The organism is Streptosporangium sp. NBC_01469, assembly GCF_036227305.1.
Classification (GTDB): domain Bacteria; phylum Actinomycetota; class Actinomycetes; order Streptosporangiales; family Streptosporangiaceae; genus Streptosporangium.
The window spans coordinates 5,482,456-5,497,944 of the sequence record NZ_CP109465.1 but is presented as its reverse complement, the minus strand read 5'-3'; the positions used below and the strand labels follow the sequence as shown (position 1 = coordinate 5,497,944).

14 protein-coding genes are annotated in these 15,489 nt (G+C 71.5%); 1 reads left to right on the top strand and 13 read right to left on the bottom strand.

The window, feature by feature from the left end; translation table 11 throughout:
• The first annotated feature begins 47 nt into the window (after positions 1–47).
• Positions 48–689 (top strand): MBL fold metallo-hydrolase, encoded by a 642-nt coding sequence (locus tag OG587_RS24100; protein ID WP_329079014.1) that lies wholly within the window; start codon positions 48–50, stop codon positions 687–689.
• Between the two features lie 294 nt (positions 690–983).
• Here OG587_RS24100 and OG587_RS24095 read toward each other — a convergent pair whose 3' ends face one another.
• The 13 genes from OG587_RS24095 to OG587_RS24035 form a co-directional block, all read right to left on the bottom strand.
• Complete coding sequence (locus OG587_RS24095; RefSeq protein WP_329079013.1) at positions 984–1,253, bottom strand: hypothetical protein; 270 nt, start codon at positions 1,251–1,253, stop codon at positions 984–986.
• Between the two features lie 147 nt (positions 1,254–1,400).
• Positions 1,401–2,234 carry a CDP-diacylglycerol--serine O-phosphatidyltransferase gene (gene pssA / locus OG587_RS24090; protein ID WP_329079011.1) on the bottom strand — a complete coding sequence of 278 codons (834 nt, stop codon included), beginning with the start codon at positions 2,232–2,234 and terminating at the stop codon, positions 1,401–1,403.
• Positions 2,221–2,868: a phosphatidylserine decarboxylase gene (locus OG587_RS24085; protein WP_443075213.1), complete on the bottom strand. Its 648-nt coding sequence runs from the start codon at positions 2,866–2,868 to the stop codon at positions 2,221–2,223. The genes pssA and OG587_RS24085 overlap by 14 nt, the downstream gene beginning before the upstream one ends.
• Positions 2,869–2,995: 127 nt before the next feature.
• On the bottom strand, positions 2,996–3,985 hold the full coding sequence (locus OG587_RS24080; protein WP_329079007.1) for a TerC family protein: 990 nt from the start codon (positions 3,983–3,985) through the stop codon (positions 2,996–2,998).
• Between the two features lie 635 nt (positions 3,986–4,620).
• Positions 4,621–5,841, bottom strand: a complete 1,221-nt coding sequence (locus OG587_RS24075) for a glycosyltransferase family 4 protein (RefSeq protein ID WP_329079005.1) — start codon at positions 5,839–5,841, stop codon at positions 4,621–4,623.
• Complete coding sequence (gene murJ / locus OG587_RS24070; RefSeq protein ID WP_329079004.1) at positions 5,834–7,483, bottom strand: murein biosynthesis integral membrane protein MurJ; 1,650 nt, start codon at positions 7,481–7,483, stop codon at positions 5,834–5,836. Before murJ ends, OG587_RS24075 begins: the two co-directional genes overlap by 8 nt.
• On the bottom strand, positions 7,480–8,358 hold the full coding sequence (locus OG587_RS24065; RefSeq protein WP_329079002.1) for a hypothetical protein: 879 nt from the start codon (positions 8,356–8,358) through the stop codon (positions 7,480–7,482). Before OG587_RS24065 ends, murJ begins: the two co-directional genes overlap by 4 nt.
• A 4-nt stretch (positions 8,359–8,362) precedes the next feature.
• Positions 8,363–9,349 (bottom strand): copper transporter, encoded by a 987-nt coding sequence (locus OG587_RS24060; RefSeq protein WP_329079000.1) that lies wholly within the window; start codon positions 9,347–9,349, stop codon positions 8,363–8,365.
• A complete protein-coding gene (gene steA, locus OG587_RS24055) occupies positions 9,346–10,557 on the bottom strand; it encodes a putative cytokinetic ring protein SteA (RefSeq protein ID WP_329078998.1) in 1,212 nt (403 codons plus the stop codon). Before steA ends, OG587_RS24060 begins: the two co-directional genes overlap by 4 nt.
• A gap of 169 nt (positions 10,558–10,726) precedes the next feature.
• Positions 10,727–12,439 carry a DNA repair protein RecN gene (gene recN / locus OG587_RS24050; RefSeq protein ID WP_329078995.1) on the bottom strand — a complete coding sequence of 571 codons (1,713 nt, stop codon included), beginning with the start codon at positions 12,437–12,439 and terminating at the stop codon, positions 10,727–10,729.
• Between the two features lie 90 nt (positions 12,440–12,529).
• Entirely contained in the window at positions 12,530–13,435 is a 906-nt protein-coding gene (locus tag OG587_RS24045) for an NAD kinase (RefSeq protein ID WP_329078994.1), read from the bottom strand.
• 452 nt (positions 13,436–13,887) lie between these two features.
• A complete protein-coding gene (locus tag OG587_RS24040) occupies positions 13,888–14,706 on the bottom strand; it encodes a TlyA family RNA methyltransferase (protein ID WP_329078992.1) in 819 nt (272 codons plus the stop codon).
• Entirely contained in the window at positions 14,703–15,101 is a 399-nt protein-coding gene (locus OG587_RS24035) for a hypothetical protein (protein WP_329078990.1), read from the bottom strand. The genes OG587_RS24040 and OG587_RS24035 overlap by 4 nt, the downstream gene beginning before the upstream one ends.
• Positions 15,102–15,489 lie beyond the last annotated feature (388 nt).

The window sequence follows — 15,489 nt, the reverse complement described above, 5'->3', positions numbered from 1 at the left end:
GGACGAGTGCCGCCCCGCCTTCCCGCGACCCCGTCCGAGGAGAACCCGTGACGTACACCGGTGATGTGCAGGTCGGCGGCCCCGCCGACCTGCGCGAGCTGCCCGCCCTGACGATCGCCAAACTGGCCGTCGGCCCGTTCGACAACAACGCCTACCTGATCCGGTGCACCCGGACCGGTGACGGCGCGCTCATCGACGCCGCCGCCGAGCCCGACCGGCTGCTGGAGCTCATCGGCGACCAGCCGATCAGCAAGATCGTCACCACCCACCAGCACGGCGACCACTGGCAGGCCCTGGAGGAGGTCGCCAGGGCGACCGGCGCCTCGGTGATCGCCCACCCGCTCGACGCGGGGGCGTTGCCGGTGCCGGTGGACCTGGAGGTGGAGGACGGCGACGGGATCACCGTCGGCGTGATCAGCCTGGAGGTGATCCACCTGCGCGGGCACACCCCCGGCTCGATCGCCCTGCACCACCCGGGCCACCTGTTCACCGGCGACTCGCTCTTCCCCGGCGGCGTCGGCAACACCAACAAGGATCCCGAGCGCTTCGCCCAGCTCTTCACCGACGTGTCGGAACGGATCTTCGACCGGCTGCCGGACGACACCTGGGTCTATCCGGGCCACGGCAAGGACACCACGCTCGGCGCCGAGCGCCCCTCACTGCCCGAGTGGCGCGAGCGCGGCTGGTGACGGGCCGGTGACACCCCGTCGGGCGGTGGCGGGCGGCCGGATGGCGGCCCCCGCACCGCGCGCCACGCCCCTCCCCCGGTACCGCCGGACGCGGGCGTGACGGGCGGCCGGGCAACCGTTTCCCCGATGTCACCGGGCAGGGCAGGCGGCCAGGCGACCGCTTCCCCGATACCACCGGACGCGGGCGCGGCAGGCGGCCGGGCGACCGTTTCCGCGGTACCGCCGGACGCGGGCGCGACCGGCCCCGCGCCGCCCGAACGCGGCCGGTAGCCGTTCGCGGCCGGAAGGCGGGCGTCAGCCGCCGAAGACCCGGAGGATCCGATCCGCGGCCTTGGACGGATCCTCCACCCGCTCGACCAGATCGCCCCAGGACCAGCGGTAGAACCAGCCCTCGGCCAGCGGGACGCAGTCGAGGGTCTCGCTGAACATCGCCGCCTCCGGATCGGTGACCCGCAGCGACGGCGGGTTCCGCCTGAGCGTCACGCACATGCCTCTCAGCTCCAGCTCGCGGGCGAGCATGCCGAGGAAGTAGGTGCGCGTGTGCTCATGCGGCTCGGGTGCCATGAGGCAATTGAACGCAGCCGCGCCGGACAGGGGAAGCGGATCGGGGCATTCCGGGGCAAGAACGGATCTCGGCATGGCATATCCGCGACCGTCCGCCACCCTCGCCCCATCGGGAAACCGGCGAGGGCTCGCTCCGGGCGGTCGGCCTCAGCCGACCCCGGCGGACGCCCTGCGCTGCTCCTTGCGCTTCTCCCGCTTGAACATCAGGACCCGCAGCGGGATGGCCGCCACGATCGTCATCTGCATGACCGCCCCGACCTTGATCAGCGTGTCGCCACCGGCCAGACCCGCGACCCAGATGGTCAGGCAGGCAACATTGATCATCATCCAGGCGAGCACGGCGGCGGCCAGGTTGCCCTTGGGCTTGGGGTACTCGATCCGGCTCACCATCAGGTATGCCACCCCGAAGACGGGCAGGATCGTCCAGATCGACGGGGGGAACAGCAGCACGACCGAGACCACGGTCATCGCGCCCATCGGGATGGGCAGCCCCATGAAGTCGCCGCTCTTGGTCTTCACGCAGGCGAAGCGCGCGAGCCGGACGACCCCGGCCAGCAGCACCGACGACGCCGCGGCCATCACCAGCAGAAAAGGGATCTGCTGATTGAACCCCGCCCAGATGACCACCATGAAGGCGGGTGCGAAGCCGAAGCTGATCACGTCGGCGAGGTTGTCCAGCTCGGCGCCCATGGCCGAGGCGCGGAACTTCCTGGCCACCAGGCCGTCGAACAGGTCGCAGGTGGCACCGATCAGCAGGAGCACCACGGCGGTGCCGAAGAACCGAGGGTCGGCCGCGAAGGGTTTGTCCTGCTGCAGCGCGCTGATGGCCGACCAGGCGAGCACGCAGACCGCGAGAAAGCCGCAGAGGGCGTTGCCGAGGGAGAGGGAGTCCGCGGCCGACAGGCGGAACGCCTTGCCCACGGGTCCTTGTGGCTCGTCGTCCGTCTCGTCCATCGGCCAGCTCGCGTCAGCCGTGGTCAAGACTCGTCACCCCCGCGACCGTCTTCTGGCCCACGGAGACGGCCGGGGCGATTCCCTCGGGAAGGTAGAGGTCGACCCGCGAGCCGAGCCGGATCAGGCCGATCCGCTCCGCCTTGGCCACCTTCGCCCCCTCGGCCACGTAGGGCACGATGCGGCGCGCGACCGCGCCGGCGATCTGGACCATCTCGATGTCACCGAGAGCGGTGTCCAGGTGCCAGACGACCCGCTCGTTGGTGTCGCTGTCCTTGTTGAACGCGGGCAGGTACCCGCCGGACACGTGCTCCATCGAGGTGACCGTGCCGGCCAGCGGCGCCCGGTTGACGTGCACGTCGAGCGGACTCATGAAGATCGCGACCCGGGTGCGGCCGTCCGGCCACGGGTCGATGCTCTGCACCACGCCGTCCGCGGGCGACAGGATCCGCCCGGTGCCCGGAGTGCGATCTGGATCGCGGAAGAACCAGAGCATCCCACCGGTGAGCGCGGTCAGCGGGACCGCCGCCAGCGCCCAGCGCCGGTCACGGCGGCTGAGCAGGGAGGTCACGGCGGCGGCGGCCACGGTCGGGAGCAACCACGGGGAGACGCCACGTGCCAGGCCCAGCGGACCTGGCATGCGGCTTGCTGAATCGTGGGACACAGGGAACCTTTGTGATGTCTTGCGGCATTAGACCGGTATGTCTACCCGCTCTGGGGCAGGATGTTACCCATCTCTTAGCCCTTATAAGGCGCAATGAGACAAGCAAAGCGCCTCACACGCCGATTCGCTAGCCCTGCTCGACACTCGCCGGGGTGGTGTTTTCCTTGCCCGCGCGGATGTCACGCCGGGCCTTCGCAAGGCTGATCACGGTGGTGACGATCATCGTGACGACGATGACCGACAGGGACAGCCAGATCGGCACCTCGGGGGCCCAGGAGACACCGCTGGAGTGCAGCGCCTCAAGGATCAGCTTAACCCCGATGAAACCAAGGATGAACGCAAGACCGTAGCTGAGGTAGACCAGTCGCTGGAGCAGGCCACCCAGCAGGAAGTAAAGCTGGCGCAGGCCCATGAGGGCGAACGCGTTCGCGGTGAAGACGATGAAGGCGTCGGTGGTCAGGCCGAAGATCGCCGGGATCGAGTCGAGCGCGAACAGCAGGTCGGTGGTGCCGATGGCGATCATGACGATCAGCAGCGGGGTGACCATCCGCTTGCCGTTGACCTTTACAATGATCTTGGAGCCCACGTAGTCGTCGGTGTGCGGCAGCACCCGCCGGGCCCACCGCAGGACCGCGTTCTCGTCGACCGACTCCTCCTGGCCGAACTGGCGGACGAGCTGCACCGCGGTGTAGATCAGGAACAGGCCGAAGACGTAGAACAGCCAGCCGAAGTTGGCCAGGGCCGCGGCGCCGATCGCGATGAAGATGCCGCGCATGACCAGCGCCATCAGGATGCCGATCAGGAGGACCTTGTGCTGGTACATCTTCGGCACCGCGAAGCGGGTCATGATGATGTAGAAGACGAAGAGGTTGTCGATGCTCAGGCTGTACTCGGTGAGATACCCGGCGAAGAACTGGCCTCCGGGGGTGGGACCGGCGACGATCAACAGCATGATGCCGAAGATCACCGCGAGCGTGACGTAGAAGCCGACCCAGAACGCGGCCTGCTTGAAGGAGAACTCTCGGGGTTCGCCTCTATCGACGATCCACAGGTCGAAGGCGAGGACGACGAGAAGGCCGCCGATGACGGCGAACCATGCCCACACAGGAACACTCACGTTTGATAAACCTCCGGCGGCGCGCACGACTGACTGCCGGAGGTCTCTCCCGCCCGCATGAGACCGTGCCGATGTGAAATCGGTGGACGATCACGGACCGACAGCCCCGGGGGCCTCGTGGAGCGAGGCAACACCGTGATGACGAGACTGCCACGAAGGGATACTCCCCCCCTAACCACGCCAGTATAGGCGTCCGGCATGGTGTCGCCTAATCCAACCTTGCGACACCCCCGCTTGTTCCCCCCGGCCCCGGAATCGCCTGTCACCGGCCCCTTCACGCTTTTCGGCCTCCGGAAGACCGCGGGCACCGCTTCTCCGGCCCCCCGGAGGAACGCGGCATAAGCCGTAAATTCCCCTCACGTTCCCCGAGAAGGCACGGTGCGGACCGCGAACCCCGCCGCACACTCCCGGTACCGCGCCCCCTTCGGGCAACGTCCCACGGGAAAGCGCGACACGAACCGCGCACCTTCTCACGCGACGCTGACCGTGAGCACCCTCACGCGGCACGAACCGTGAGCACCCTCACGCGGCACGAACCGCGAACACCTTCACCCGACGCCGACCGCGAGCGCCCTCACGCGGCACGAACCGTGAGCACCTTCACGCGGCACGAACCGCAAGCACCGCCCGCGTGCTCAGCCGGAGAGCCCGGCGTAGACCACGAGTACCGCCTCAAGCGCCTCCGGCTCGCCCGGCAGCCCCCGGCCCCGCCGGGCGGCGGCACCGGCCAGTCCCTCCGCGAGGCCGTCGTCGGCGAGCACCCTGGCGACCGCGTCGCGCATCGCGGCGACGTCCCCGTACGGCACCAGCAGCCCGGCCTCGCCCACCATCTCCGGGATGCCGCCCACCGCGGTGGCGATGACCGCCGTGCCCGCCCGCAGGGCCTCCTGCACGGTGAGCGGCTGCCCCTCCCAGCGGCTCGGCACCACCAGCGCCCTGGCCACCCCGAGCAGATCCCCCACGTCGGCGCGGTTGCCGAGCAGCCGCACCGGCAGGTTCTCCCGGTCGATCCGCCCCTGCAGCTCCCCCCGCAGCGGCCCCTCCCCCGCCACCAGGAACACGACCTCGGGCGCCCGCTCCCGCGAGCCCCGGCCGCGCACGGATTCCACCGAACTCGACGCGGGCTTCGGCAGGTCCGGCACAGGCCCGCCGCGCACGTGCTCGGCCTCCACCGAACCCGGCACGGCCCCCGCGTCCCCATGAGCCCCCCGCAGGGCCTTCGCGACGTCGAGCAGGGTCTCCAGGCCCTTCTGCTGGGCGAGCCTCGCGACCGTCAGGAAGATCACCCGATCACCCGCGCCGAGCTCTCGCCGTACGTCGCCGGGATCGCGCCCCGAAAGGGGCAGCGGGGGCGCCGGGACGACGGCGGCCTCGACCCGCCCGGCCCCCAGGCGGGTCATCCGCTCCCCCAGGTCGGGGGAGACGACCAGGATCCGGTCGGCGCGGCGGGCCACGATCCGTTCCAGGAGACCGTAGACGGCGCCGATGGCGCCGCCCGCGGTGGCGGCGTTGTGCAGGGTCACCACCAGGCCCGTCCCGGTCCCGGCCAGCGCGATCGCCGCCAGAGCCCCGGCCCGCAGCCCGTGGGCGTGCACGACGTCCGCCCCGCGCAGCGCCCGGAGCGCCAGGACCGCCCGCAGGTCGTCGGCCGGACGAGGCCGGTCGGAGATCGGCACGGGTGCGAAGCGCGCGCCGAGGGCGGCGAAGCCGAAGGCGCGCTCCGTACTCGGCGGACCCGCCACGACCACCCGGTGGCCGTCGCGCACCAGCCCTCCGGCCAGCATGGCCACGTGCCGGCCGACCCCTCCCGTGCTCGTCCCCAGCACGAGTGCCACGCGCCTGCCCTGATCAGTCATCGGAACGGGTCCCCTCCCTCGCGGGCCCCCGGCGGAGCCTCGCCAGCAGCGCCTGGGCGTCCTGCCTGTCGATCATCAACGCCACGGCCGCGAACGCGGCCACACCGGCCACGCCGGCGGCCAGCCCGACCGCCACGGACTCCCACGTGGACACCGCGCCGAAGGCGCCGACCAGGGCGAGTCCCGCCCCCCAGGCCGCGGCGCCGCCGGCCAGGGTCGCCAGGAGGGTGCGCGGCGTCCCGGCCAGCGCGGCCGCGCCCCTGGCGCGGAGCACCGCGGCGGTGAGAAGCAGCCCGCCGACGGTCATGCCGACGGTGCTGCCCAGCGCCAGCTGCCCGACCACGTCGGCCCGATCCCCCGCGGTGTGGGCGAGCACGATCTGGGCCACCAGCGCGACGGCCCATCCGGTCACCGAGGCGGCGGCCGCCGACCGGCCCCGCCCGCTGGCATAAAGGACGCGGGCGAGGTGCAGCATGAGCGCGTACCCGGCCAGGCCCGGCGCGAACAGTGCGACGCCCCTGGCCATCTCGGCCGGGTCGCCGCCCGCGGTGCCCTCCAGGAACACCTGCGACACCGGCACCGCGACCGCCGCCATCACCCCGGCCGCGAGCCCCGTCACCAGGAGCACGACCCGGGTGGTGGAGGCGGTCAGGGCGTCGAAACCCGGTGTGTCCCCCTCGGCCGCCCGGGTGGACAGCACCGGGAACGAGCTGGTGGCGATCGGCATCACGAGCACCGCGTACGGCAGCTGGTACAGCGCCCAGGCGTAGGTGTAGGCGGCGATCGCGCCCTCGCCGCCCAGGTTGTTGGCGAGGCGGATGACGACGATCAGCGCGACCTGCTGCGCGATCAGCACGGCGAGACCCGCGGTGGCGAGCCGCCGCGCCGTGGCCGCGACGCCCGGCGGGAACGACAGCGCGGGCCGCAGCCGGAGCCCGAGCCTGGTCACCGGGCCGATCACGGTGAGCACCATCGCGGCTGCGGCGACGGTCGCGCCGAGGGAGAGCGACAGCTGCCCGGCGCCGCTGAGCTTCGACAGGTTCCCGGCGGCCTCCTCGTTGACCGCCTCGAACAGCAGGTTGGAGCCGACGATGAGCAGGCTGGAGACCAGCGGCGCCAGGGCCGGGCCCATGAACCGCCGGTGGGCCTGGAGCACCCCGTACAGCACCACGGCCAGGCCGAAGAAGATCATCCGAGGGGCGAAGACGACGAGCATGCCGGTGCCGGCCTCGACGACGCCGGCCAGGTCACATCCGTGCGGATCGCCCACGAGCAGCGCGACGATCGGCCCGGCGAACGCGACGATGAGCAGCGTCAGCGGCACCAGGACGAGCATCGCCCAGGTGAGCAGCGCCGAGGTGGTCCTGCTCACCTCCGCCCTGGCCTCGGGGTCGTCACCCGATCTGGAGGCCGCCGAGGCCAGCACCGGCACCACCATCCCAGCCAGCACACCGCCCGCCACCAGCTCGAAGACGATGTTGGGTACGTAGTTGGCGGTGTTGTAGGCGGTGCCCAGGCAGCTGTTGCCGACACTCTGCGACTGGACGAGATAGCGGCCGAAGCCGACGAGCCTGGCCAGGACGGTCACGACTCCGATGAGGAGTGCCGCTCCCGCCACTCCCCGCGCGATCCTCGTGCTCATCGGGATGTGGGTGCCTGCTCCACAGGGCGACGACCCAGCATGTCGAGGCGGTTCAGGACGGGGTTGCCCGCGATCACCTTGGTGAAGCTGATCTTCTCTGAGGCGGCGGTCAGCGCGACCACGGCGCCGAGGGCGACCAGGCGTCCGGGTCGGCCCAGGGTGACGGCGGCGGCCAGGCCGAGGAGCGCGCCCAGCGCGTTGGCCCCCGCGTCGCCGAGCATCGCCCGCTCGCCGAGGTCCTCTGGCAGCAGCGCGGCGGCGGCCCCCATGGGGAGTGCGACCAGGGTGGCCGGGACCGGGTCGTCCCTGAGCAGTCCCGCGGCGAGCAGGGGCGCGCCGGCGAGCAGGCCCACCTTGACGGCGCGGCCTGGCCGCAGGTCGAAGAGGTTGGCCAGGTTGGCGCTCCCGGCGATCAACACGCCGTTGACGGCGACGTCGAGGGGGCCCGAGGAGGTGACGGCGGCGGCGGCAAGGCCGGTCGCGCCGATGCCGAGGATCTTCACGGCCCCGCTGGTGACCTCACCCTTGGCCAGGGCGCTCAGATGCCCCTTGAACCCCTTGGACGAGGTCGCGCCGTACAGGTCGTCGTAGGCTCCGAGCCCGCCGCCGCCCGCCACCGCGAGCAGCGCCGCCACGCGGACACCGCCGGGCAGCCCGGGGATCACGGCCGCGGCGGCACCGGCTCCGGCGACGAACGCCGGACCCTCGAGCAGGGTGATCGGCTCGCCCCGGTGGTTCGTGCGCGCCCAGGTCTCCGTGTCGCCGACCGGGGGCCTGCGGGTGAAGGCGGCATACGCGGCACGCGCGGCGACCGCGCCGAGGAACGCGCCTGCGAGGGCACCCGCGAGGGCGCGGGGGAAAGCGCGACGAGCCATCGGGTCATCCTCCGGAGGTGGCCGTGGCGGCCGTGGTGGTGGCCGTGGGGGTCGGCGTCGCGCTGGGCTCGATGCCGGAGACACCGGGGCCGATGCCGTACTGGCCGGCCAGCCCGGTGAGTTGCTCTCGGAGAGCGTAGACCACCACGACCCGTCCCGAGGGCATATCGGCGGTGTCGACGCTGGAAACCTTCTCCATGAAGGCCGCGTCCTCGCGGAGCGCGGTGATCACCCCGCCGGGCGCGGCGGAGGTCTGCGTACCGGCCAGCACGGTGCCCTGGCCCGCGTCGTCGAGGCCGAGCGCCAGCGTCACGAGCGCGCCCGCCTGCTCGCCCGCGGTCTCCCCGACGTACGCCTCCGCCGGGGCGATCACCAGGGCCGCGTCCGCGCGCCTGGCGGGCTCGTCGGTGACGGTGAGCAGGCCTCCGCGCTGGAAGGCGTCGAGGATGCCGGCCCCGGCCGGGTGCTCCTTGCCCACCTGGCTGGAGTCACTGGTCAGGATCGCGCCGGCGAGCACCTCGGCCGCCTTGTCGTACGCCGTGTCCTCGACGGAGAAGACGGTCTCGGCGGCCTTGGCCCCGACGGCCAGCTTGTCGACGAAGCCCGCCTGGGCGGGATCGATGAATCGCTCGGTGAGGGTGATCCGGCCGGTCACGTTCCCCCCGGCCTCCTCGATCACCTGCTGCGCCGCCTCGCGCACGCTCGCCGTGCTGCCCGGGGCCTCGACGATCACGATGCTCTTGCCGACGAGCGCGTCCTGGACCAGCCGGGAGGTGTCGCCGACCACGAAGGCGTCGTTGGCGGCCTCGCGCCTCTGCAGGACCTCCACCTGGTCGCGGAGCTCGTTGTTGCCCTCGCGGAGCTGGTTGGCCAGCGACTCGCTCGCCTTGATGACGGGGTCTTCGAGGAGGGTGGTGCCGAGCACGATGCCGACCGACAGCGCGAGGAAGATCGCGACAATGGAGACGAGGTGATAGCGGAAATCGATCACGAGAAGAGTCCGACCAGCCAGAAGATGAAGCCGCTCCAGACGTCGCGGACGCTGTCCAGCCAGATCTTGCCCACCGGGGAGACGACGATCGCCACTCCCATGGTGATCAGCGTGGTCGCGACGAGCAGGAGCAGGGACGGTGTGGAGATCCGGCTGCGGTAGAGCCGGCTGACGCCTTTCGCGTCGACGAGTTTGCTGCCCACCCGCAGGCGGGTGAGGAAGGTGCTGGCCATGCCGGAGCGGCCCTTGTCGAGAAACTCCACCAGGGTCGCGTGGGTGCCGACGGCGACGATGAGATCGGCCCCCTTGTCGTCGGCGAGCAGCATGGCGATGTCCTCGCTGGTGCCGATCGCCGGGAAGAGCACCGCGGTGCGGCCCAGCTGCTGGACCCGCTCCAGCCCCGGCGCCCTGCCGTCGCGGTAGGCGTGCACGACCAGCTCGGCGCCGATGGTGAGCGCCTTGGTGGAGACCGAGTCGAAGTCTCCGACGATGATGTCGGGCAGGTAGCCGGCCTCCAGCAGCGCGTCGGCCCCGCCGTCCACCCCGATCATGATCGGACGGTATTCGCGGATGTAGGGGCGGAGGGCCGCGATGTCCTCCTTGTAGTGGTAACCGCGCACCACGATGAGGACGTGCCTGCCCTCCATGACGGTCCGGACGTCGGGAACGCCGATCCCGTCGATGAGGAGGTCGCGCTCGCGGCGGACGTACTCCATGGTGTTGGCCGCGAACGCCTCGATCTGCACGGTCAGCCCGGCCCGCGCTTCGCTCATCGCGGCCTCGATGGACTCGGCCGTCTGCACGTCGCCCTTGCCGACCGTCTCGTCGTCGAGGTAGATGACGCCCTCGTGCAGCCTGACCAGGTCGCCGTCCTTGATCCGCTCGAACAGCTCGGGGGTGGCGTTGTCGATGAACGGCACCCCGGCGTCGACGATGATCTGCGGGCCCAGGTTGGGATAGCGGCCGCTGATGCCGGAGGCGACGTCGACAACACCTGCCGCGCCGCACGCGACAAGAGCCTCCGCGCTCACCCGGTCAACGTCAACGTGATCGATAATCGCGATTTCCCCGGCCCTGAGGCGCTTGGTCAGCCTCTTGGTCCGCCGATCGATTCTCGCCACTGCCGTCACCCCGGGAAGGTCCGTGACCTTCCTGCGGCGGAGGTACCTTGTGAGCCTGTCTTGAAGCCCGTCAATCGGCACCTTCATCACGCCCATCCTGCCAGAGGGAACGACCGGGCGAGCCAAACAGCCGGCAGCGTGTCAGATACGTCACCCGAGACCCCCGGCACCTGCTCCCCTAGAACATGAGAATTACTCCTTCAACCCTCCACGTACTTCCTAACTCCTTTATCCGGCTTGTTCGGCCCGTTTCAGGTCATGCCTTGTCGGCGGCGGCGATCGACAGGAGCTCCTCCGCGTGCGCGCGGCCCAGCTCGGAGTCCTCGAGCCCGGCGAGCATGCGGGAGAGCTCCCGCGCCCTGCCGTCCTTGTCGAGGGCGATCACGCCGCTGCGCACCACGCTCCCGTCGTCGGCCTTCTCCACCACGAGGTGCTGGTCGGCGAAGGCCGCGACCTGCGGGAGGTGGGTGACGACGATCACCTGGGAGGTGCGGGCCAGCCGCGCCAGCCTGCGGCCGATCTCCACCGCGGCCTTGCCGCCCACCCCCGCGTCGACCTCGTCGAAGACGAACGTCGGGACCGGGTCGGCACCGGCGAACACCACCTCGATGGCGAGCATCACCCGGCTCAGCTCACCGCCGGAGGCGCCCTTGTTCAGCGGCAGGAGCGGGGAGGCCGGGTGCGGCGCCATCCGCAGCTCGACCTCGTCGACGCCCTGCGGGCCGAACTCGGGGGCGACTGCGATGGTGACCACCACCCTGGCGTGCGGCATGGCCAGCGCGGTGAGCTCCTCGGTCACGGCCTGCCCGAACCGCTCCGCGGCCGCCGTCCTGACCCGGGTCAGCTCGGCGGCCAGCTCGGTGAGGCGCTCGGTGAGCTCCTCGTGCTCGCGGGTGAGCTCGCCGATGCGGTCGTCGTCACCGTCGAGCTCCGCCACCCGGGCGGCGGCCCGCGCGGCCCAGGCGAGCACCTCCGCGGTGTCCTGGCCGTATCTGCGGATGACGTGGATGAGCACGGCCCGCCGCTCCTGCACGACCGCGAGCCGGCCCGGGTCGGCGTCGACCGACTCCGCGTACGCGGCCAGCTCGGTGGCGACGTCGGAGATCAGATAGCCCGCCTCCGCGAGCCGGTCGGCGATCCCGGCGAGCGAGGGGTCGAAGTCGCGCACCGCCTCCACGGCCGCGCGGGCCTCGCCGACCAGCGCGATGGCGTCCGGCATGGCCTGCTCGCCCGAGAGCGGGTCGCCGAGCAGCGCCCGGTGCGCCGTCTCCGCGGCGCCCCTGAGGGAGTCGGCGTGGGAGAGCCTCTCCTCCTCCTCGCGCAGCTCGATCTCCTCGCCGGGCTTGGGATCGGCCTTCTCGACCTCTCCGAGCCCGAACCTGAGCTGGTCGGCCTCCTGGGCGCGCTCCCTGGCCCTGGTGGTCAGCTCGGCCAGCTGCTCCGCGGTCTTCCTGTGCCGCTTGTAGGCCTGCTCGTAGGCGCGCAGCGGCTTGACCAGCTCCTCACCGGCGTAACGGTCGAGAGCGGCCCGCTGGCGGCCCGGCTGCAGCAACCGCTGCTGGTCCATCTGGCCGTGCACGGCCACCAGGTCCTCTGCCAGATAGGTGAGCGTGCCCACCGGGACGGTCCGCCCGCCCAGCCAGGCGCGGCTGCGCCCCTCGACGGAGACCGTCCGCGAGATGATCAGCTCGCCGTCCTCGACCACGCCACCCACGTCCTGCACCTGCTGGGCGACCCGCCCCGCCGGGTCGACGATCAGCGTGCCCTCGATGGTGGTCTTGCCGGAGCCGGGGCGGACACGGGCGGGGTCGGCACGGCCGCCGAACAGCAGCCCCAGACCGGTCACCACCATGGTCTTACCGGCGCCCGTCTCGCCCGTGACCACGGTGAATCCCGGCGCTAGCACCAGGACGGCCTCATCGATCACGCCGAGCCCCTGGATGCGGACCTCCTCGACTCTAGGTCGCACTGGTCCCTCCCGTCACATCGAATTCACCGAACATCAGTGCGGTGCGCGGGCACGATCCTACGCGCTTGAGGCGTCGCCCGCCCGGACGAACTAGGGCCTCACACGACCACGCCACCCCTGTACGGGGAGATCGAACTTGGCGACCAGCCTGTCGGTGAACGGCGCCCCGGTGTCCTCCAGACCATGCAGCCGCGCCAGCCGTACCGGCAGTTCGGCCCGCCGGAGCTCCACCCTCGCCCCGGCGGGCAGGTCGAACCTGCGGCGGCCGTCGCACCACAGCACCGCGCCCGCCGTCTCCGTCTGGACCTCCAGCGCCAGCTTGGAGCGGGGCGAGACCACCAGAGGCCGGGCGAACAGGGCGTGAGCGCTGATGGGGACCAGCAGCAGCGCCTCCACCTCGGGCCACACGACCGGGCCTCCGGCGGAGAAGGCGTACGCGGTCGAACCGGTCGGTGTGGCGCAGATCACCCCGTCGCATCCCCAGCGTGACAGCGGGCGCCCGTCGATCTCGGCGACCACCTCGAGCATCCGCTCGCTCTTCTCGACGGTGACCTCGTTCAGCGCCCAGCTGTCGGCCAGCAGCTTGCCGTTGAGGCGGGCGGTGACCTCGATGGTCATCCGCTCCTCGACGTCGTAGCGGCCGTCCACCACACTGTCGACCGCCTCCGCCAGGTCCTCCACCTCGGCCTCGGCCAGGAAACCCACGTGACCGAGGTTGACCCCCAGCAGCGGCACCCCCGCCGGGCGGGCGAGCTCGGCCGCCCGCAGGAGGCTGCCGTCGCCGCCGAGCACGATCATCATCTCGGCGGCGTCGACCGCCGCCGAACCCGCGGGTACCACGTCGGTGCCCGCGCAGGCGATCTCGTCGGCCTCGGCATTGAGGACTCGCACGATCAACCCGGCGTCCACGAACCGCTGGATCACCATCCGGGCGCTGTCGACGGCCGCCGCCCGCCCGGTGTGCGCGGTGACCAGCACGGTGCGCTTGGCAGTCATCGACTCTCCTTGAGCGTGGAGACCCTCGCCCCGAGGCGAGGGAGGAAACGCGGCGCGGCGCCGCGCGATTCGGTACCGCGCCCGGCGGCGATGACCGTGCCGCCACGAATGTGACCGGCAGTGTCCTCGCCGACGGGTCGGCGGAGAGGTGAAACGCCTGTGGATCTGGTGCAGGACCTCAAGGGATTTCTCCTGGCGGGCGACCGGTGGTGAATCAGGACTCTCACGGATGATCGTCGAAATCCCCTCCGTTCGGGGAGGGGAGGATGTCAAGTCTCCACTTTCTCGGGTCTAACGGGGGACTCGGGTCACCGGGGGACGGATGGCCGGGAACTCGGGCGCCCCGGAGCCGGGCGACCGGGTGGTCCTGGAGCTTAGGTGGTCCGGGGGCTTAGGTGATCAGGTGATCCGGGGCCAGGAGGCTCGGATGGCCGGGGGCCGGGTGATCCCATCTATTGAGGGCCTTCCGCCACCGCTCGCTCGATCTCCGCGTCAAGATCGGAGACCGGCGGAGCGCCCTCTCCCTTGCCCAGCCAGATGACGTACTCGACGTTGCCGGACGGACCCGGCAGCGGGCTCGCGGTGACCCCTCGCACGGTCAGGCCGAGCGTCCGCGCGGCCTCGGCCACGTCCCGTACGGCCCCGGCGCGGAGTTCCGGGTCGCGGACGACCCCGCCCGCTCCGACCCGCTCCCTGCCGACCTCGAACTGGGGTTTGACCAGCATCGCGAAGTCGGCCCGCCCTGCGGCGCACAGGGCCAGGGCCGGCAGCACCAGGCGCAGGGAGATGAAGGAGAGGTCACCGACGATCAGCGTGGGCGCCTCGCCGACCATGTCGGGTTTCAGATCCCTGACGTTGACCCGCTCCATGACCGTGACCCTGTCGTCGGTCCGCAGCGACCACGCGAGCTGGCCGTACCCGACGTCGACGGCCAGGACGTGGGCCGCTCCGGCGCGCAGCAGCACGTCGGTGAAGCCCCCGGTCGAGGCCCCCGCGTCCAGGCAGCGACGTCCCTCGACGGTGAGGCCGAGGGGGCCGAAGGCCTCCAGCGCGCCGAGGAGCTTGTGCGCGCCCCGCGAGACGTAGTCGGGCCCCTCCGCCGCCTCCGCGACCACGATCGCCGAGGCCGTGTCGACCTGGGTCGCGGGCTTGGCGGCCATCTGGCCGCCGACGCTGACCCGGCCGGCCTCGATGAGCTGGGCCGCCTGTTCCCGGGACCGCGCCAGTTTCCGGCGGACGAGTTCGCTGTCGAGGCGTGTTCGCCGGCTCACGGGCGCCGGTCCCGGGTGCCGTCCGCCGAGGCGTGCCCCTGCCCCGGGAGACCGTATGCGGATCCCTGCCCGGGGAGACCGTGTGCCGAGGCTGGTCCCTGCCCCTGAACACCGTTCGGTGAGACTGTTTCCCGCTCTGAGACACCGTGCGCCGGGGCGATGACCCGCCCCGAGGCACCGTCCGGCGAGACGGTCGCCCGTCCCGGAGTGTCATCGGCCGCGCCGGATTCCCGCCCCGAGGTGCCGTTCACCGCGGCGAGCGCCTGTTCCAGTCCGGTGAACACCTCCTCGAAGACGTCCGCGTGCGCGGAGACGGGCAGGGCGCCGAGACGGGTGAGCCCGCCCAGCGCGGCATCCGCGCGCTCGTCGCCCGTCTCCTCCAGCAGATCCGTCATGCGCCCCCTCCGGAACCGCTCCTGGCCGCCTCGGCCGTCATGGCCGTCTCCGCGGCCCTTGCCGCCGTACGAACACGGCTTCCGCCGTACGAACACGACGCTCGTCGGCGCCGCGTCGGTGAATTCCCCGACCGTATCGGAACCCGCGCCCCTCGTCGCCTTGGCGGGCTTCCCCGCCTTTACGGCTCTCCCGTGCCCGTACTCGCGGACTTCCCGCTTCCGTGGCCTTTCCGGGGCCACACCACGAACCCGGCCGCCACCGTCCCTTCCGCCACCGACCAGCACAGGCCAATCCGACGCGGGCCGGTCCAGCACGGGCGAGGATGGAAAGGGTTCTTCAAAGATGGGTAAACCGCGAACTATCACGGGGACCTCGCTCGTTGTCATT

What these genes read in the sequence shown, in the direction of transcription:
- OG587_RS24035 (WP_329078990.1), bottom strand. Translation starts at nt 15,101, where the DNA reads ATGACGGATCTGCTGGAGGAGACGGGCGACGAGCGCGCGGATGCCGCG.
- murJ (WP_329079004.1), bottom strand. Translation starts at nt 7,483, where the DNA reads ATGAGCACGAGGATCGCGCGGGGAGTGGCGGGAGCGGCACTCCTCATC.
- OG587_RS24065 (WP_329079002.1), bottom strand. Translation starts at nt 8,358, where the DNA reads ATGGCTCGTCGCGCTTTCCCCCGCGCCCTCGCGGGTGCCCTCGCAGGC.
- steA (WP_329078998.1), bottom strand. Translation starts at nt 10,557, where the DNA reads ATGAAGGTGCCGATTGACGGGCTTCAAGACAGGCTCACAAGGTACCTC.
- OG587_RS24045 (WP_329078994.1), bottom strand. Translation starts at nt 13,435, where the DNA reads ATGACTGCCAAGCGCACCGTGCTGGTCACCGCGCACACCGGGCGGGCG.
- OG587_RS24075 (WP_329079005.1), bottom strand. Translation starts at nt 5,841, where the DNA reads ATGACTGATCAGGGCAGGCGCGTGGCACTCGTGCTGGGGACGAGCACG.
- OG587_RS24095 (WP_329079013.1), bottom strand. Translation starts at nt 1,253, where the DNA reads ATGGCACCCGAGCCGCATGAGCACACGCGCACCTACTTCCTCGGCATG.